Source organism: Pseudomonas sp. FP2196 (assembly GCF_030687715.1).
GTDB lineage: Bacteria > Pseudomonadota > Gammaproteobacteria > Pseudomonadales > Pseudomonadaceae > Aquipseudomonas.
On the sequence record NZ_CP117445.1, the window covers coordinates 6,148,876 to 6,167,749 of the forward strand.

The following is an 18,874-nucleotide window of genomic DNA, read 5'->3' on the forward strand; positions in this document are numbered from 1 at the left end:
TTAATACGCACCATTCCGTTAATAACAACCTCTTTTTTAACCAGGGATCGACTGTGAAATTTCAACCGCTACTGGCCCTGGGCCTGACGATTCTGGCCGCCTCCACGCAAGCCTTTGGCGGCGCCACGCTGGATCGCGTCGAGCAGAAAAAAGAACTGGTTGGCGTGCTGATGGAAAGCTATCCGCCGTTCTCGTTCCTCAACGAGCAAAACCAGCTCGACGGCTTCGACGTTGATGTTGCCAAAGCCGTGGCGGACAAACTCGGGGTCAAGCTGCGCCTCGAAACGCCGTCCTGGGACGTCATCGCCGCCGGCCGCTGGAGCGGGCGTTACGACATCTGCATCTGCTCGATGACCCCGAGCAAGGCCCGCGCCGAGGTCTTCGATTTCCCGGTCGAGTACTACGCCTCGCCAGCCGTGATCGTGGTCAACGCCAAGGATGATCGCATCCACAGCGCCAAGGACCTGAGCGGCAAGAAAGTCGGCCTCACCAGCGCCTCCAGCTACGAAAGTTATCTGAACAAGAATCTGGTCATCGAAGGCGCGGAAGACACGCAGTTGCAGTACCCGTTCGAGGATGTGCAGATCGCCCCGTATGACACCGACAACGTCGCCTTCCAGGACTTGGGCCTGGGTGCCGGCGTGCGTCTGGATGCGATCCTCACCAACCTCGTCACTGCCCAGCCGCGCCTGAATGAAGACAAACGCTTCAAGCTTGCTGGCGAAGCGCTGTACTCGGAGCCGAACTCGGTGGCCATCGAAAAGGGTGACGCCCAGTGGGATGCGAAAGTGCGCGAGGTGTTTGCCCAACTCAAGCAGGACGGCACCCTGAGCAAGCTCTCGCAGAAATGGATCGGCGCCGACATCAGTCAATGACTTCTTTCCCGACTCCACCCCAGCCACCGCAACCGGTGGCTGAATCACGTCTGCGCCGGCTCTTCGGATTTCGTACGCGGCTGTACCTGACCTGGGCGGTGATGTTCTGCCTGTTCGCCGGGTTCTTCCTGAGCTTCGACCTGAAGTTCTCGATCATCCTCGACAAGCTGCCCAACCTGGTCGGCCTCAAGCTGGCACCCAACGGCTTCTTGCAAGGTGCGGCGCTGACGTTGTTTCTGTGCGTATGCTCGATCGTCACGTCGTCATTGCTGGGCTTCGTGACGGCTTTGGCGCGACTGTCGAAAAGCGCTGTGGCCTTCGGTATCGCCAGTTTCTACGCCTCGTTCTTTCGCGGCACGCCACTGCTGATCCAGATCCTGCTGATCTACCTCGGCTTGCCGCAATTGGGCATCGTGCCCGGCGCTATCGTTGCCGGGATCATCGCCTTGTCGTTGAACTACGGCGCCTATCTCAGCGAGATTTTCCGCGCCGGCATCCTCGGCGTTCCTTACGGCCAACGCGAAGCGTCGCTGGCGCTGGGCATGCGCGAGAGCGTGATTTTCTGGCGCATCACCCTGCCCCAGGCGATGCGCACGATCATCCCGCCGACCACCAACCAATTCATTTCGATGCTCAAAGACTCGTCGCTGATCTCGGTGATGGGCGTTTGGGAAGTGATGTTTCTGGCGCAGTCGTATGGCCGCTCAAGCTATCGCTACATTGAAATGCTCACGACCGCGGCGATCATTTACTGGGTGATGTCGATCGGGCTGGAGCTGATTCAGGCGCGCATGGAGCGGCATTACGGCAAGGCATACGAGCGCCGGACTTAAGGTGTTCTGCAACACCGCAGACATCATTCTGTAAAAACCCACCGCTATACAGGACGGCCCGCACATAACAAAAGGCCGTCCGTCCATGCCCTTCCCGCCTCAGCGCCTGTCCCTCGCCATCGCCCTGTTGATCGCCACCACGGCCGCCCACGGCAAAACCGTGCAGATCGACACCGCCACCACCGCTTCGCAAACGCTGGGCGGCAGCGATACGCTGACGATTTCGGCGCCGGGCAGCATCACCAACAGTGGCAAGGCCGTCAGCCTGAAGGACGGCACCAGCGGCGCCGGTGTGGTGATCGATAACGCCGGCAAGATCATTTCCAGCGGTGGCCGAGCCATCGACAGCAGTGGCGACCTGACCCAGGCGCGCAACTACGCCCTCTACAACCGCAGCGGTGGGCAGATTCTCGGCGCCAACGATGCCTTGCGCATCGACAGCAACTTCGTCAGTGGCAGTCTGTTGATCGACAACAGCGGCATCATCCGTTCGACCACCGGCCAAGGGCTGGATCTGGATGCACTGCGCAGCGACGGGGTGAAAACCACGATCATCAACCGCACAGGCGCACTGATTCGCGGCAACGCCAGCGACGGCATGAAGACCGGCGCCAACGCGACGATTACCAACTACGGCGAGATTTCCACGGGAGACTCGCATAACGCCGACCAGAAGTACGACGGTATCGACATCGATACGGCGACGGGCGTTTCGATCACCAACTACGGCGTCATTTCCGGCGGTCGTCACGGCATCACCACCGACCTCGGCGCGACGCTGGTCAACTACGGGCAAATCACCGGGCGCAACGGCTCGGGCTTCGGTTCCGATGGCGATGGCACGGTGATCAACCACGGCACCATCACCGGCGCCTACTCAGGGTTGCAAGCCAACGGCGATGGCGACGGCGTGGACATCGACAAGATCGCCCACATCGAAAACTACGGCACCCTTCAAGGCGTCGGCGCGGGCGGCGTGGACAAGGGTGGTTTCGCCAACGGCAGCGAAGGCATCGCCCTTGGCGGCGGCTACATTCTCAACGCCAACGGCGCGATGATCAGCGGCGCCACCAGCGCGATTCTGGTCGATGACGGCAGCGGCGGTTCGGGGCTGGCGGCGACCACGCTGGAGAACTTCGGCACCATCCAGGGGCTCGACGGTTTTGGCGTGAAGTTCGTCGGCGAGTTCGCTGACAACGTCGTCAACGGCGGCACCCTCAGCGGCAGCAATGGCCTGGCGCTGGACATGGGCGCTGGCAACGACAGCCTGACCCTGCGCAACGGCAGCCGCTTCGTCGGTGCCGTCGATGGCGGCAGCGGTTATGACCGGGTGGTGATGGACGACGCGGCGGGTGGCAGCTTCGGCGAGAGCCGCCACTTCGAGTGGCTGGAGGTCAAGCAAGGCGCATGGACGCTGACCGGCACTGGCGATTTCAGTGATGGCGGCGCAGTGCGCAACGGCGCGACGCTGATCAACCAGGGTGGTCTCGCCGGCGACCTCACCGTGGATGCCGGTGGTGTGTATGCCGGGGGCGGTTCGGTGGGCAGCCTCAATGTCAACGGCACCTTGCGCACTGACACCAGCCTCGGCCGCGCGACGATTGTTCATGACCTGAACCTGAGCAGCGCCGCCACCCTTGCCTACGGCGTCAATGCCGATGGCAGCAGCGCGCCAGTGCAAGTCGGCGGCACCGCGAATCTGAACGGCGCGACCCTGGCGGTGAGTCCCGGTAGCGGCACCTATCCATGGCAGAGCCATTACACCGTGCTGCAAGCCGCGCAGGTCAACGGCACCTTCGGCAAGGTCACCAGCGACTACGCATTCCTCACGCCGACGCTGGCCTACACGCCGACGCAAATCGACCTGACGTACACCCGCAACGACGTGGCTTTCAATGATTTCGCCGCCACGGGCAACGGCAGCAACGCCGCCACCAGCCTGGTCTCAATGGGCAAGAACAACGCGCTGTACAACGCCTTGCTCAACACCACCCAAAGCACGGCCGGCGCGGCGATCGAGCAACTGGCCGGCGCCAGCAACGCCAACCTGACCAGCGCCACCCTCAGTGCCAGCAGCCAGGTCGGTAGCAGCATGCTCTCGGCGATGCAGCAAATCGGTGGCAGCCCGGGACTGATGGTCGGCCTCGATCAGCGCGACACACCGGTGTTGGCGGCGAACGGCGTGCCATCCGCAGCGTGCAACCTGAATGATCCAAACGCTCGCGGCCGCCTCTGGCTGCAAGGTATCGGCGGCTACGGCAAGCTCGACGGCGAACACGGCAGCAGCGGTCTGGAACAACGCACCAAAGGCAGCGTACTCGGTGCCGACTGGTCGCTGAACCCGCAGTGGCGACTGGGCGTGCTTGGCGGATATTCGAAAACCGATCTGGACGCCACTGGCGTCGATGGCAATGTCGAGAGCTGGCATGCCGGCGTCTATGCCCTGCATCAAAACGGCCCGATCTCTCTGCGCCTTGGCGCGGCGTACAGCGGCCATCAAGGTGAAAGCAAACGCACTATCGCTTTCAACGGTTTCAGTGATCGCCCCAAAGGCGACTACGACGCTGACAGCCAGCAAGCTTTCGCCGAACTCGGTTACGCCATGGGCAGCGGCCGCCTCAGCGCCGAACCGTTCGCCAGCCTCGGCTACCAGCGCTACCACCGCGACAGCTACCGGGAAAAGGGTGGCGCCGCGGCGCTGCAAGTCGACAGCCAGACGCAGGACAACTTCAGCAGCACCTTCGGCCTGCGCCTGGCGCACCTGAGCAGCCTGGACAACGGCATGAGCGTGACACCGCGCATGGCCGCCGGCTGGAAGCACACCTATGGGGATGTCAGCAGCTCGACACGGCAGGCCTTCGTGGTCGGCGGTACGGCGTTCAATGTGGACGGCAGTTCGCTGGATCGTGACAGCCTGGTGTTGGAGGCCGGGCTGGACGTGGGGATTTCGGCGCGACACACGCTGGGTGTTGGATACAGCGGTGAGATCGGCAGCAACAGTCGCAATCATGGGTTGATTGGGCAGTGGCAGATGAGTTTTTGAGGTTGAACAGCCGGCGGGGGCCTTGATTGCGCGTAGGAAAAAGAGTCGGTGCCGCGGGTTAAAAACACCGATTCCGGATCTGCTGGAAGATTTCGACACCACGATGCGATGTCGCCTGCAAGGCTGCGGGAAGCAGCCGACATCGGAACTTTCAGCGCCTGCATAGAGTTGGGTCTCCAGTTCAACGAGGCTCGACTCAATGACCGATCACTACACATTCCGCCCCCACCACCTGGCATTAGCGATTGCGCTGGCAATGGGATGGACGGAGGCTTCATTCGCACAAGAGCCGGACATCCAGGCCATCGAAAATGCTGCTGAAGAAAAACCCAAAAAACCAAGGAAACGAACGCCCAAGGCGCCAGTTGATTCCCGCAGCCTGTCCACCCTTGATGACGGAATTAATCAGAGACCTGGGCGGCAATCCACTCAACCGCCGGATCAGGTGCCACCCACGGAGTTGCTGAGTGATACCTCTCCCGACACCAGTGGTGGGCTGGCGCCCGGCAGGGACGCGACGGTCGAGCCTTTGGCATCCAGCCCCAATGCTCGGGCGCTCGAACTCAGCCTTGAAGAAACGCCCTCTCCACTCGACACACCCCAACAACCTGAATCATCCGACCAGCCGGCGAACGCTATTAGCCCTGCCGCACCGTCGAATAGCGCTGTCTCGGCCCTGCTCGACACCGACGAACAAAAGGCCGGTATGGCCCTCGAACAACTCGCCGCCGGCAGCAACGCCAACCTCGCCAAAGCCACATTGAGCGCCGTCACGCCCGTGAGCTCAAGCATGCTTTCCGCCATGCGCCAACTCAATGACCGCTCCGGCAACGGCGTCGGCAACGCCCCTCGGCAGGCTGCCGGCAGCGCAGACTCTGGTCGAGTGTGGATTCAGGCCCTCGGCCATGGCGGCAAGGTCGATCACGAATTCAACAGCAACTTGAAACACGCCACCCAAGGTCTGGTCATGGGCGCTGACTGGCGGCTCGATGAGCAATGGCATGTCGGTCTGCTGGGTGGCAAATCCCAGACCAAACTCGACGCCCGCCAGTACGATGGCAACCTCGACAGTTGGCACCTCGGCGCCTATGCCGTGCGCCAGGACGGCCCGTTGGCCCTGCGCCTCGGGGCGACCTACGCCAGCCATGACGGCAGCAGCAAACGTCGAGTGGCGTTCAAGGGATTCAGCGACCGGCTCAAAGGGGACTACGACGCCAACACCCAGCAAGCTTTTGCCGAACTGGGCTTCAATCTGGGCCGTAACAACGTCACGCTCGAACCGTTCGCCAGTCTCGGCTATCAGCGTTATCAACGTGACAGCTACAGCGAAAAAGGCGGCGATGCGGCGCTGAAGGTGTTCGGGCAAACCCGCGACAACCTCAGCAGCACCTTCGGCCTGCGTGCAGCAAAAATCAGCCGACTGGACAACGGCATGAGCCTGACGCCGCGATTCGCCGCCGGCTGGAAACACACATTCGGCGAGCTCGACAGCGATACTCGCCAGCAACTGGTCAAGGGTGGCAAGCGCTTCGAAGTGGCCGGTGCCGCGCTGGATCGCAACAGTCTGGGCATCGACGCCGGCCTCGACCTTGGTCTGTCGGCCAATCACACACTGGGGGTGGGCGTCACCACAGAGTACGGCAAAGAAAGCCGCAACCATGGTGTGATGGGCCAGTGGCGAATGGCGTTCTGATGAACTGAACGCCTTCATCGTAGGACTGAGCCTGCTCGCGATGACTGAGTGTCAGTCGCTATAAGTGTTGGCTGATCCGCCGCTATCGCGAGCAGGCTCGCTCCCACAGGGGATCTGTGTGAGTCAGACAAATCCCGGAAGAAAAAAAAGGGGAGCACATGCCCCCCCGAGGTTTAAAGCGTTGTATCGCGGCGGTTATCTCAGCCTTCGATCTCGATCAGGATTTCGCCCGGATTCACCCGGTCGCCCTTGGCGACATGAATGGCGGTGACCTTGCCGGCGATGGCCGCCTGCACTTCAGTTTCCATCTTCATGGCTTCAGTGATCAGCACAGCCTGGCCAGCCTTGACGGTGTCGCCTTCCTTGACCAGCACATCGACGATGTTGCCCGGCATGGTGGTGCTGACGTGGCCCGGTGCAGAGGCCTGCTTGCGCTTGCTGCTGCCACCGCTGACGAATTCGTTGAGCGGTTCGAACACCACTTCTTCCGGCATGCCGTCGATGGACAGGTAGAAGTGACGCTTGCCTTCAGCCTTCACGCCCACACCGGTGATATCGACACGATAGGTTTCGCCGTGGACGTCGATGACGAACTCGGTTGGCACACCCTCGCCGCCCGCCGACGCGATGCTACCCGCCTCTGGAATCGGCAGCAGCACTTCCGGAGTCAGGGTGCCGGCGGCACGCTCTTCGAGGAACTTGCGGCCGATGTCCGGGAACATGGCGAAGGTCAGCACGTCTTCTTCGGACTTGGCCAGAGCACCAATGTCGGCACGCAACTTGGTCATTTCCGGCTTGAGCAGATCGGCCGGGCGCACGTCGATGACTTCTTCGCTGCCGATGGCCTGACGACGCAGCTTCTCGTCGACCACGCCCGGCGCCTTGCCGTAACCACCTTGCAGGTAGAGCTTCACTTCGTTGGTGATGGTCTTGTAGCGCTCGCCGGCCAGCACGTTGAAGAACGCCTGGGTGCCAACGATCTGCGAGGTCGGCGTCACGAGCGGCGGGAAACCGAGGTCTTCCCGTACACGCGGGATTTCCGCCAGCACTTCGGCCATGCGGTTCAATGCACCCTGCTCTTTCAACTGGTTGGCGAGGTTGGAGATCATCCCGCCCGGCACTTGGTTGACTTGCACACGGGTATCGACGGCGGTGAATTCGCTTTCAAACTGGTGGTACTTCTTGCGCACGGCGTAGAAGTACAGGCCGATTTCTTGCAGCAGCTCCAGGTTCAGACCGGTGTCGTATTCGGTGCCTTTAAGGGCAGCGACCATCGACTCGGTGCCCGGGTGGCTGGTGCCCGAGGCGAAGCTGGAGATCGCGGTGTCGATGTGATCGGCGCCGTTTTCGATGGCCTTGAGCTGACACATGGTCGCCAGACCGGCGGTGTCGTGGGAGTGGATGAACACCGGCAGCGATTGCTCGGCTTTCAGCGCGCGGACCAGTTCGCCAGTGGCGTACGGGGTCAGCAGACCGGCCATGTCCTTGATCGCCACCGAATCACAACCCATGGCTTCCATTTGTTTGGCCTGGGTCACGAAGGCGTCGATGGTGTGCACCGGGCTGGTGGTGTACGCGATGGTGCCCTGGGCGTGTTTGCCTGCCGCTTTAACCGCTTCGATGGCCACGCGCAGGTTACGCACGTCGTTCATCGCGTCGAAAATGCGGAACACGTCGATGCCGTTGACCGCTGCCTTGGCGACGAAGGCTTTGACCACGTCGTCGCTGTAGTGGCGGTAGCCCAGCAGGTTCTGGCCACGCAGGAGCATTTGCAGACGCGTGTTAGGCAGCGCGGCGCGCAGTTGGCGCAGACGTTCCCACGGGTCTTCCTTGAGAAAACGTACACAGGCGTCGAAGGTCGCGCCGCCCCAGCATTCCAGCGACCAGTAGCCGACTTTGTCGAGCTTGTCGCAGATCGGCAGCATGTCTTCGGTGCGCATGCGGGTGGCGAGCAGCGATTGGTGGGCGTCGCGCAGGATGGTGTCGGTTACGAAGATCTTTTTGCTCATTGTTCTATTCCTCACAGGCCTGCGTGGGCGGCGATGGCGGCAGCGATGGCCAGGGCCAGCTCTTCGGGTTTGCGCTTGATCGAGTAGTTGGTCAGTTCAGGGTGGCTTTCAACGAAGCTGGTATTGAACTGGCCGCTACGGAATTCCGGGTTGCGCAGGATTTCCTGGTAGTAAGCGGCGGTGGTCTTCACGCCTTGCAGACGCATGTCGTCGAGGGCGCGCAGGCCACGATCCATGGCCTCTTCCCAGGTCAGCGCCCAGACCACCAGTTTCAGGCACATCGAGTCGTAGAACGGCGGGATGGTGTAACCGGTGTAGATCGCCGTGTCAGTTCGCACGCCCGGGCCACCGGGGGCGTAGTAACGGGTAATCTTGCCGAAGCTCGGCAAGAAGTTGTTTTTCGGGTCTTCGGCGTTGATGCGAAACTGCAACGCGAAACCACGGTGCTGGATGTCTTCCTGTTTCACCGACAGCGGCAGGCCGGAGGCGATGCGGATCTGTTCGCGGACGATGTCGATCCCGGTGATTTCTTCGGTGATGGTGTGTTCCACCTGCACCCGGGTGTTCATCTCCATGAAGTACACCTCGCCCTCGGCGAGCAGGAACTCCACGGTGCCGGCGTTCTCGTAACCCACAGCCTTGGCCGCACGCACCGACAGATCGCCGATGTAGGCGCGCTGTTCCGGGGTCAGTTGCGGGCTGGGCGCGATTTCGATCAGTTTCTGGTTGCGCCGCTGGATCGAGCAGTCACGCTCGAACAGGTGCACGACGTTGCCGAAACTGTCGCCGAGGATCTGCGCTTCGATGTGCTTGGGATTGACGATGCATTTTTCCAGGAACACTTCCGCCGAACCGAAGGCCTTGGTGGCCTCAGAGATGACGCGAGGGAAATTCTGTTCGAGTTCTTCGCGGCTGTTGCAGCGACGGATACCGCGACCGCCACCACCGGAAGTGGCCTTGAGCATCACCGGGTAACCAATGCGGTCACCTTCAGCCAACGCCTCTTCGATATCCGCGACGTTGCCTTCAGTGCCCGGCGTGACCGGCACGCCGGCCTTGATCATGCTGCGGCGTGCTTCGGTCTTGTCGCCCATGCGGCGAATGACTTCTGCCGACGGGCCAATGAATTTGATTCCGCGTTCGGCGCAGATGTCGGCCAGTTCGGCGTTTTCCGAGAGAAAACCGTAACCGGGGTGCAGTGCATCACAGCCCGTTTCCACGGCCAGGTTCACCAGCTTGCGCGGGTTGAGGTAACCGGCCAGTGGCTCGGCACCGATGCTGTGGGCCTCGTCCGCACGCTTCACATGCAACGCATGGCGGTCGGCGTCGGAAAAAATCGCAACCGAGCGAATGCCCATCTCGGCGCAGGCTCGCACGATTCGTACGGCAATCTCACCACGGTTGGCGATCAGGATCTTTGTTATCACTTGGAGGTTCCCCTTGAGCCGGTGGCACCACGACCTGCTAGACCCAGGTCGACGCGTGACCAAATGTTTCAATTTAGTCGCGACCCCACACTAGCGCCCACAAGGGATTAACAAAAATGAATAAAAATTGGGTTAGCCATAAGTAAAGACTTATAGTCAGCGCATCATCTAGCGTTCAGAGCTTGTAAAAAATGCGTAAGTCCTTGATGCGTATGACATTGCGTCAGTTGCAGATTTTCAACGAAGTCTGCGACTTACGTTCTTACAGCCGCGCAGCCGATGAAATGTCTCTCACACAACCGGCCGTCAGCCTACAGATTCGTCAGTTGGAAGAGCTGATCGGGCAGCCATTGTTCGACTATGTCGGCAAAAAACTCTACATGACCGAAGCTGCCGAGGCACTTCAACGGGCCAGTCGAGACATTTTCGGGCGCTTGGAAAACCTCGATATGCAGCTGTCGGACATGCAGGGTTCTTTGCAGGGTCAGCTGAAACTGGCGGTGGAATCGAGCGCCAAGTACTTCGTGCCGCACCTGTTCGCCGCGTTCAAGCGCCAACATCCGGAAGTGAATCTGCAATTGACCGTGGTCAACCGCGGCCAGGTAATCCGGCGTCTCTCGGACAACCGCGACGATCTGGTGATCATGTCGATGGTGCCGCAGGACATGGGTCTGGAATTTCTGCCGTTCTTGAACAACCCTATCGTGGCCACGGCGCGCCCGGATCATCCGCTGGCACACATGGGGCCGCTGCGCTTGCAGGATCTTGAACCGTACACGTTGCTGATCCGCGAACCCGGTTCAGGCACGCGACTGGCCTGCGAGGAATACTTCAAAGAGAAACGCGTGCACTTCACCCAGACCCAGGAAGTGGCCTCGGCCGAAGCTCAGCGTGAATGCGTGGTGGCGGGTCTGGGCCTGGCGCTGTTGACGCGCCACGCCCTGAACCTGGAGCTGGCGACCGGCGGCCTGGTCGAGTTGCCGGTCGAGGAGTTGCCGCTGTTCCGTAGCTGGTGCCTGGTGCAAGCCAAGGCCAAACGGCTGTCACCGGTGGCGCACGCCTTCCTGGCGTTTATCCGTAGCGAACGGGTACAGATCAGCGCGCTGGTTGAGCGCTTCGACGGGAAGCTGCCGGTGCTGCCTGCCAGTGATTGATCTCGGGAAAGTCGCCGATTTCGGCCTGAAGCTGACGGAGTTCGAAGCGATCTTCGATCGCGCGGCGAAATTCCATGCGGCGCTGGTCTTCCTGCTGACGACGGGTTTTCGCGGCGCTGTTGCGTTCTTCGTAAGGCTGAGCCATTTCGAGTCTCCCAAGGCGTTTACGGGAGTTTCACGATAGGCGGGAGGGATGACGGTTTGGCGGCGGCTGGATGACAGTGCGATGAAAATTTCCATCGAAAAGCAAAAGATCGCAGCCTTCGGCAGCTCCTACACCGATCTCTGTAGGAGCTGCCGAAGGCAGCGATCTTTTGATCTTAATCGTCGAGAGCCTTCACGGCTTTCGGGGACAGTCGAAGGCTACGCAGACTGCGCTTCACGCTCTTGAGGTGGTTGACCAGGCTCGGACCCCGCGCCATGGCCACGCCCATCGCCAGCACGTCGATCACCACCAGGTGAGCAATGCGCGACGTCAGCGGCGTATAGATTTCAGTGTCTTCGTGAACATCGATTGCGAGGTTGACCGTCGACAATTCCGCCAACGGCGTCTGGCTCGGGCACAAGGTGATCAGCGACGCACCGCTCTCACGCACCAGATTGGCAGTGATCAGCAGATCTTTCGAACGCCCGGACTGGGAAATGCAGATCGCCACGTCGGTCGGTTTCAGCGTCACTGCCGACATCGCCTGCATGTGCGGATCGGAATACGCCGCTGCGGTCAGCAGCAAACGGAAGAACTTGTGCTGCGCATCGGCTGCCACCGCGCCCGACGCGCCAAAGCCGTAGAACTCGACACGCTGCGCCTGGGACATCAGGGTCACCGCGCGCTGCAACTCCACCGGATCGAGCTTCTCGCGAACCTCCATCAAGGTGTGCAGGGTTGTGTCGAAAATTTTCAGGCTGTAATCGGCGACCGAGTCGTCTTCGTGGATCGCGAACTGGCCAAAACTGGCACCGGCGGCCAGGCTCTGCGCCAGTTTCAGTTTCAGATCCTGAAAACCCGAACAACCGATGGCGCGACAGAAGCGCACGATGGTTGGCTCACTGATGCCAACGCTGTGCGCCAGGTCAGCCATGGAACTGTGCATCACTGCCGCAGGGTCAAGCAGCACGTGGTCGGCGACCTTGAGCTCCGACTTGCGTAACAGGTGACGTGACTGGGCGATGTGTTGCAGCAGATTCAAGGGGCTGGACTCTTCTTATGGTCGGGGATGTAGCAAGCTTGTAGTTATACTACATGAATTGGCTTTTTGCCTGCTCAATGCGTAACTCCATGTCCCCATATCAGGCGCGATGGGGTGCATGTAGCCCTTAAAGCGGATGTCCCTGTTCGCGCAAAAGCCCGGCCAGACCGGCGGCCTCCACCGGCCGACTGATCAGATAACCCTGCACTTCATCGCAACGCTCCGCACGCAAAAACTCTAGCTGCTCTTGCCGTTCGACGCCTTCGGCCACCACTTTCAGCGACAGTCCATGGGCCATGGCAATGATCGCACGGGTGATCGCCGCATCTTCACTGCCCTCGCCCAAACCGCGAATAAACGCCTGATCGATCTTCACGTAATCCACCGGAATCCGCTTGAGATAACTCAATGACGAATAGCCGGTGCCAAAATCGTCGATGGCCAGCTTCACGCCCAGATCGCGCAGTTGCTGGAAGGTCGCGATGATGTGCTCAACGCTGTCGAGCAATTGGCTTTCGGTCAGTTCAAGCTCAAGGTAGTGCGGCGCCAGACCGGTTTCCTCCAGCACCTGCCGGACCAGACTGACCAGTTTGCCTTGGCGCAACTGATGCACCGACAGGTTCACCGACACACGGATCGGCGCCAGCCCCTGACGTTGCCATTCGCATGCCTGCCAGCAGGCCTGACGCAGTACGAATTCACCGATCGGGCCGATCAGACCGGTTTCCTCGGCCAACCCGATGAAGTCCCCCGGCGGCACCCGACCCATGGTCGGATGATCCCAGCGCACCAGCGCCTCCGCCGCATTCAGGCGCCCGGTTTCCAGGCACAGCTTCGGCTGATAAAACACCTTCAACTGCTTGTCATCGATGGCTTTGCGCAACTGGTTTTCCAGCTGCAAACGCTCCAGCGTGCTGGCTTGCAAGCTCTCGGTGTAGAACTGGAAGTTATTGCCGCCCAAGTGTTTGGCATGTTGCATGGCCATGTTCGATTGACTGACCAGTGCGGAAATCTCCCGGGCGTTATCCGGCAACAGGCTGATGCCCATTGAAGCGCTGACCACCAGCTCATGCCCTTCTACCGTCAGCGGCAGCCGCAGCTTGGACGACAGCCGCGTGGCGACGCGGGCCAGACTCGACAGGTTGCCGTAAGCATCGAACAACACCGCAAATTCGTCACCGGACAGCCGGGCAATGGTGTCGGCTTCCGGTAAGGCGTTGACCAGTCGCCGGGCCATTTTCTGCAACAACTGGTCAGCGATTTCATGGCCGAGGCTGTCGTTAAGCAGTTTGAAGCGATCGAGATTGATGTGCAGCAACGCCAGGCTGCGCCTACCGCCCTGCCGCACCCGTTGATGCGCCTCGTGCAGGCGTTCGCGGAACAGTGAACGGTTGGCCAGCCCGGTAAGTTCGTCGTAATGGGTCAGGTAGCGCATGCGCTCTTCGGATTCGCGTCGCGCCGACAGATCGGCGAAGAAGCCGACGATATGACTGACATTTCCCCGACTATCACGCACCACATTCAGTTGCAGCCACTGCGGATACAACTCGCCGTTCTTGCGGGTTTCCACCAGTTCGCCCTGCCAACTGCCGTGCTGCTCCAGCGCATGACGGATCGCGACGTAATGGCGGCGGGCATCGCGACTGCACGGCAGCTCGACGACGTTGCGCCCGAGCATGTCGTCGATGTCGTAACCCGTCACTCGGCTGAAGGCTTGGTTGATCGCAATCAACGAATAGTTCGGGTCGAGGATCACGATGCCTTCGCTGGCGGCTTCAAATACCGTTGCCGCCAGTCGTTGCTGCTCTTCAAGGTGTTTACTGGCGCTGATGTCGCGGCGCGTGCCGAGCATGCGGATCACCCGCCCGCTCTCGCTGCGCTCCACGGCGCGACCACGGTCTTCAATCCATACCCAGTGGCCATCGCCATGACGTACGCGGTATTCGATCTGATAGTCCTCGGTGCGGCCCTTCAGGTGCTCGACAAGCGCGTGCTTGAGTGTCGGCAGGTCTTCGGGGTGCAGGCGTGGCCTGAGGTCGCGCAGGATCGCCGTGACGTATTCCGGTGCGAGGCCGAACAGTTCATGAATCTGCGTGTGATGGACTTCGTCGGTTTGCAGGTTCCAGTCCCACAAGCCCAACTCACTGGCCTTCAACGCCAGCGCCAGACGCGCTTCGCTTTTGCTCAAGGCCTGATTGGCGGCATCCAGTTCGCGGCTGCGCAGGGCAACGCGGTCTTCCAGCTCAACCTGCGCTTCGCGCAATTTGCCCTCGGCACAGCGGCGGTGCTCGATTTCTTTGGCCAGCTCCTGATTAAGCTGCTCGCTGCGTGCTTGCGCCTGTTGCAGGTGTTCGATCAAGTGCTGATTCTGAAAACGCCGTAACAAGCCACGATCAATCAGCCGATTGACCTGCCAAGCCACCACGCTCAGAGAGCCCAGCAGGATCAACCCGAGCCAGCCCCAACCCCGCGCCATGTCATCACCGCCCCAGAACAGAAAACCAATCGCCGGCAGCAGACAGGGCAAAGTGAAGGACAGAAACGCCGGCAGGCTCACCGCATAGGCGACGCTGGCTGACAGGGTCGCCGCGCCGATCAGGCCGAACACCCAGGCCTGCTGCATGAAGTTGTCGGCGGGCACGAGGGCGATGCCGGCTCCGGCCAGAGTCAACCCGGTCATGGTCGAACCGATCAGAAACATGCGAAACCAGATCGGCTGGGCCTGACGATCAGGGATCGCCGAGTCGAACGCCGCGACCTGAATCACCCGCAGCGCCACCAGCGACAACAGCCACACCAGCCAGACGCTGACCACGAAGTAGCGCTGCGGGCTCCAAAGCAAACCGGCGCAGACCAGACCATTGATCAACATGAAAAGGGTAGGCAACAGGGAGCCCTGATACAGCAGGCGCGTGCGCTCGACCGCCATTTCGACGGCATAGTGCTTGCGGATAACCCGGGGTTCCACAGAGGGGCCCGACAGTTCGGCGCTGAGGGTCATGGGCAACGTTCTTGTTCTTATAGGAGGGCGTGCGCCCGAAACGTGGACGGAGCATACACAAGCCAACCCCTTTGCCAAACTGCCCCGAATCATAATTTCAGCGAAACTTTTCGCCCCCGTGAAGCCGACAAAACCCGCAGAGCGAGGCGGGCTGACGCCTGCAGCCGGTGACCGACCGGTCGTCACTGGCAGCAGTTTCATCGGCTAATGCAAAGCTCGGTTTGCCCGGGCCTGCGGCGCACCCTAGAATGCCCCGATGCGCGATGATCTCTCCCTTCTGCTGAACTCCCTCAACGATGCCCAACGCCAGGCCGTAGCTGCCCCCGTTGGCCGTCAGTTGGTCCTGGCCGGTGCTGGCTCCGGTAAAACCCGAGTGCTGGTGCACCGTATCGCCTGGTTGATCCAGGTCGAAAACGCCTCGCCCCACTCCATTTTGTCGGTGACCTTCACCAACAAGGCGGCTGCCGAGATGCGTCACCGCATCGAGCAGTTGCTGGGCCTTAACCCGGCCGGCATGTGGGTCGGCACCTTCCACGGCCTGGCGCACCGCTTGTTGCGGGCGCACTGGCAGGAAGCGGGCTTGAGCCAGACTTTCCAGATTCTCGACAGCGATGACCAGCAACGGCTGGTCAAGCGGGTGATCCGCGAGCTGGGTCTGGACGAACAGCGCTGGCCGGCCCGTCAGGCCCAGTGGTTCATCAACGGGCAGAAAGACGAAGGTCTGCGTCCGCAACACATTCAGGCCAGCGGCGACTTGTACCTGGCCACCATGCGCGGCATTTATGAGGCTTACGAGGCTGCTTGCCTGCGCGCCGGCGTCATCGACTTCTCCGAACTGCTGCTGCGCGCCCTCGATTTGTGGCGTGATCACCCGGGCCTGCTGGCGCACTATCAGAAACGCTTCCGGCACATTCTGGTGGACGAGTTCCAGGACACCAACGCCGTGCAGTACGCCTGGTTGCGTCTGCTCGGCAAGGGCGGCGACAGCCTGATGGTGGTCGGTGACGATGACCAGTCGATCTACGGCTGGCGTGGCGCGAAAATCGAGAACATTCATCAGTATTCGTCCGACTTCCCGGACGCCGAGACCATCCGTCTGGAGCAGAACTACCGCTCCACCGCCGGCATCCTCAAAGCGGCCAACGCCCTCATCGCCAACAACACCGGCCGTCTCGGCAAGGAGCTGTGGACCGACGGCGGCGACGGCGAAGCGATCAACCTGTACGCCGCGTTCAACGAACACGACGAAGCACGCTACGTTGTCGAAACCATCGAAAGCGCGCTGAAAACCGGCTTGGCACGCAGCGATATCGCGATTCTGTACCGCTCCAACGCCCAATCCCGCGTTTTGGAAGAAGCTTTACTGCGCGAGCGCATTCCGTACCGCATCTATGGCGGCCAGCGCTTCTTTGAGCGGGCGGAAATCAAGAACGCCATGGCGTACCTGCGATTGCTCGAAGGTCGCGGCAACGATGCGGCGCTGGAGCGGGTGATCAACGTCCCGGCGCGCGGCATCGGTGAGAAAACCGTCGAAGCCATTCGCGAGCATGCACGCCACAGCGATGTGTCGATGTGGGAAGCGATGCGCCAACTGGTCGCCAATAAAGGCCTGACCGGTCGCGCGGCCGGTGCACTCGGCGCGTTTATCGAGCTGATCGAAAACCTCGCTGCCAAGTGCATGGAGATGCCGCTGCATTTGATGACGCAAACCGTCATCGAGCAGTCCGGCCTGATCGCCTACCACGAAGCGGAAAAAGGCGAGAAGGGCCAGGCCAGGGTGGAAAACCTTGAGGAACTGGTCAGCGCCGCGCGCAACTTCGAGAACACCGAAGAAGACGAAGAACTGACGCCACTGGCGGCGTTCCTCGGCCACGCTTCGCTGGAGGCCGGCGACACTCAGGCCGACGAACACGAAGACAGCATCCAGTTGATGACCCTGCACAGCGCCAAAGGTCTGGAATTCCCCTACGTGTTCCTGGTGGGCATGGAAGAAGGCCTGTTCCCGCACAAGATGAGCCTGGAAGAACCCGGACGTCTTGAAGAAGAACGGCGCCTGGCCTACGTCGGCATCACCCGGGCGATGCAGAATCTGGTGATGACCTATGCCGAAACCCGGCGGCTGTACGGCAGTGAAACCTACAACAAGGTCTCGCGTTTCGTCCGCGAAGTGCCGAAAGGACTGATTCAGGAAGTGCGCCTGTCGAACAGCGTCAGCCGACCATTCGGCGGCAACCAGTCGATGAGCGGCAGCAACCTGTTCAGCGGCAGCGAGATTCCGGAAACCGGCTTCAGCCTGGGTCAGGCTGTGCGTCACTCAATCTTTGGCGAGGGCGTGATCCTCAACTTCGAAGGCGCCGGGGCCCAGGCTCGGGTGCAGGTGAACTTCAGCGAAGGCAGCAAGTGGCTGATGCTGGGTTACGCGAAGCTGGAAGCGATCTGAAGCTTTGCTCGATTGCTTTGTGTAGGAGCGAGCCTGCTCGCGAAGAGGTCGTGTCAGCCAACAATTTAGCTGAATGACACACCGATTTCGCGAGCAGGCTCGCTCCCACAGGGATTGCTTTCTTTCTGAACCTATCGACTTTTCCTACAGCCAAAAGTAAATGGTCTTATTGCCGCGACCGAGCTGAACGTAACCTGTCAGGCAAAAGCCCGAAACACTCTCTCGCTAGCCAGCAACAGTTCAGCTGTGCAACATGGCGCGCGTGTCTCCACAAACGGGAATTCCCTTTATGAAACGTTTTCTTAGCATCGCCATGGCGTTGTGCATCGGCCTGACGATGAGCCTCGACGCCAACGCCAAGCGCTTTGGTGGTGGCAAAAGCGCCGGCGCTGCGCCGACGCACCAGACCAGCCAGATGGCTCCTTCTTCTCCAGGCGTGGGCGGCGCTGCAGCGACCGCTGGTGCTGCCGGTGCCGCTGGCGCTGCTGCCAAGGCTGGCGGCGCTTCGAAATGGCTCGGCCCTCTGGCCGGCATCGCCGCCGGTGGTCTGCTCGCTTCCATGTTCATGGGCGGCGGCTTCCAGGGTATGCAGATCTTCGACATCCTGATCATGGCCGTGATCGCGTTCGTGATCTTCCGCTTCATCGCCGCTCGTCGTCGCAAGCAGCAGGAGCACCTGGCTCCGGCCGGCGCGCCAATGCAGCGTGAAGTGTTCGAACAAAAGCCTGCCGGCATGGGTTCGATCTTCGGTGGTTCGGCTGCACCTGCCGCCGCCCGTCCGGTAATCAACGCACCGGCCTGGTTCAACGAACAGAACTTCCTTGAAGCAGCCCGTAGCCACTTCCAGTCGCTGCAGCAGCACTGGGACGCCAACGAAATGGACAAGATCGCCGAGTTCGTGACCCCGCAAATGCTTGAATTCCTCAAGCGTGAGCGTGCGGATCTGGGCGACGCTTTCCAATCGACCTATATCGACAATCTCCAGGTGCAACTGGATGGCGTGGATGACCGTGCGGACAAGACCATCGCCACCCTGACCTTCAGCGGTGTATCGAAGACCTCGCGTTTCGATCAGGGCGAAGTGTTCAGCGAAAGCTGGAACATGGAGCGTCCGCAGGGCGACAACCAGCCTTGGCTGGTGGCTGGTATCCGCCAGAACGGCTGATACCCTCTGTCTTGAGCATGCGGTAACGAAAACCCCGGACTTGTCCG

General features: G+C 60.9%; 12 protein-coding genes. 7 read left to right on the top strand and 5 right to left on the bottom strand.

The features are described 5' to 3' along the window. The first annotated feature begins 53 nt into the window (after positions 1-53). The 4 genes from PSH79_RS27690 to PSH79_RS27705 all read left to right on the top strand — a co-directional run bounded on the left by PSH79_RS27690 (position 54) and on the right by PSH79_RS27705 (position 6,444). Complete coding sequence (locus PSH79_RS27690; protein ID WP_305440551.1) at positions 54-875, top strand: ABC transporter substrate-binding protein; 822 nt, start codon at positions 54-56, stop codon at positions 873-875. After that, a complete protein-coding gene (locus PSH79_RS27695) occupies positions 872-1,708 on the top strand; it encodes an amino acid ABC transporter permease (RefSeq protein WP_095191932.1) in 837 nt (278 codons plus the stop codon). Before PSH79_RS27690 ends, PSH79_RS27695 begins: the two co-directional genes overlap by 4 nt. Before the next feature lie 85 nt (positions 1,709-1,793). Further along, positions 1,794-4,751 (top strand): autotransporter domain-containing protein, encoded by a 2,958-nt coding sequence (locus PSH79_RS27700; protein WP_305440553.1) that lies wholly within the window; start codon positions 1,794-1,796, stop codon positions 4,749-4,751. Between the two features lie 199 nt (positions 4,752-4,950). Beyond that, entirely contained in the window at positions 4,951-6,444 is a 1,494-nt protein-coding gene (locus PSH79_RS27705) for an autotransporter domain-containing protein (protein WP_370872595.1), read from the top strand. Positions 6,445-6,644: 200 nt separating this feature from the next. Here PSH79_RS27705 and oadA read toward each other — a convergent pair whose 3' ends face one another. Together oadA and PSH79_RS27715 are read right to left on the bottom strand one after the other, a co-directional pair. Further along, on the bottom strand, positions 6,645-8,453 hold the full coding sequence (oadA, locus tag PSH79_RS27710) for a sodium-extruding oxaloacetate decarboxylase subunit alpha (RefSeq protein WP_305440554.1): 1,809 nt from the start codon (positions 8,451-8,453) through the stop codon (positions 6,645-6,647). Positions 8,454-8,464: 11 nt separating this feature from the next. Next, positions 8,465-9,880, bottom strand: coding sequence for an acetyl-CoA carboxylase biotin carboxylase subunit (locus tag PSH79_RS27715; RefSeq protein WP_025112637.1), 1,416 nt, complete (start codon positions 9,878-9,880; stop codon positions 8,465-8,467). A 191-nt stretch (positions 9,881-10,071) separates the two neighbouring features. On the opposite strand from PSH79_RS27715, the gene PSH79_RS27720 reads away from it, so the two are divergent. Continuing rightward, positions 10,072-11,034 (top strand): LysR family transcriptional regulator, encoded by a 963-nt coding sequence (locus PSH79_RS27720; protein WP_187677180.1) that lies wholly within the window; start codon positions 10,072-10,074, stop codon positions 11,032-11,034. On the opposite strand, the gene PSH79_RS27725 is transcribed toward PSH79_RS27720, so the two are convergent. From PSH79_RS27725 to PSH79_RS27735, 3 genes are all read right to left on the bottom strand, one after another. Continuing rightward, complete coding sequence (locus PSH79_RS27725) at positions 10,976-11,179, bottom strand: PA3496 family putative envelope integrity protein (RefSeq protein WP_095188667.1); 204 nt, start codon at positions 11,177-11,179, stop codon at positions 10,976-10,978. The genes PSH79_RS27720 and PSH79_RS27725 overlap by 59 nt on opposite strands. 175 nt (positions 11,180-11,354) lie before the next feature. After that, the gene (gene hexR, locus PSH79_RS27730; RefSeq protein WP_007962240.1) at positions 11,355-12,221 is read right to left on the bottom strand and encodes a transcriptional regulator HexR; all 867 of its coding nucleotides are present in this window, start codon (positions 12,219-12,221) and stop codon (positions 11,355-11,357) included. A 127-nt stretch (positions 12,222-12,348) separates the two neighbouring features. After that, positions 12,349-15,222, bottom strand: coding sequence for a bifunctional diguanylate cyclase/phosphodiesterase (locus PSH79_RS27735; RefSeq protein ID WP_305440555.1), 2,874 nt, complete (start codon positions 15,220-15,222; stop codon positions 12,349-12,351). Between the two features lie 256 nt (positions 15,223-15,478). Here PSH79_RS27735 and uvrD point away from each other — a divergent pair, with 256 nt between their 5' ends. Next, the gene (gene uvrD / locus PSH79_RS27740; RefSeq protein ID WP_187677183.1) at positions 15,479-17,662 is read left to right on the top strand and encodes a DNA helicase II; all 2,184 of its coding nucleotides are present in this window, start codon (positions 15,479-15,481) and stop codon (positions 17,660-17,662) included. 289 nt (positions 17,663-17,951) lie between these two features. Then, positions 17,952-18,827, top strand: a complete 876-nt coding sequence (locus PSH79_RS27745) for a Tim44 domain-containing protein (protein WP_095188670.1) — start codon at positions 17,952-17,954, stop codon at positions 18,825-18,827. Positions 18,828-18,874: the final 47 nt, after the last annotated feature.

What these genes read in the sequence shown, in the direction of transcription:
- PSH79_RS27695 (WP_095191932.1), top strand. Translation starts at nt 872, where the DNA reads ATGACTTCTTTCCCGACTCCACCCCAGCCACCGCAACCGGTGGCTGAA.
- PSH79_RS27700 (WP_305440553.1), top strand. Translation starts at nt 1,794, where the DNA reads ATGCCCTTCCCGCCTCAGCGCCTGTCCCTCGCCATCGCCCTGTTGATC.
- PSH79_RS27705 (WP_370872595.1), top strand. Translation starts at nt 4,951, where the DNA reads ATGACCGATCACTACACATTCCGCCCCCACCACCTGGCATTAGCGATT.
- oadA (WP_305440554.1), bottom strand. Translation starts at nt 8,453, where the DNA reads ATGAGCAAAAAGATCTTCGTAACCGACACCATCCTGCGCGACGCCCAC.
- PSH79_RS27720 (WP_187677180.1), top strand. Translation starts at nt 10,072, where the DNA reads ATGCGTAAGTCCTTGATGCGTATGACATTGCGTCAGTTGCAGATTTTC.
- PSH79_RS27725 (WP_095188667.1), bottom strand. Translation starts at nt 11,179, where the DNA reads ATGGCTCAGCCTTACGAAGAACGCAACAGCGCCGCGAAAACCCGTCGT.
- PSH79_RS27735 (WP_305440555.1), bottom strand. Translation starts at nt 15,222, where the DNA reads ATGACCCTCAGCGCCGAACTGTCGGGCCCCTCTGTGGAACCCCGGGTT.
- uvrD (WP_187677183.1), top strand. Translation starts at nt 15,479, where the DNA reads ATGCGCGATGATCTCTCCCTTCTGCTGAACTCCCTCAACGATGCCCAA.
- PSH79_RS27745 (WP_095188670.1), top strand. Translation starts at nt 17,952, where the DNA reads ATGAAACGTTTTCTTAGCATCGCCATGGCGTTGTGCATCGGCCTGACG.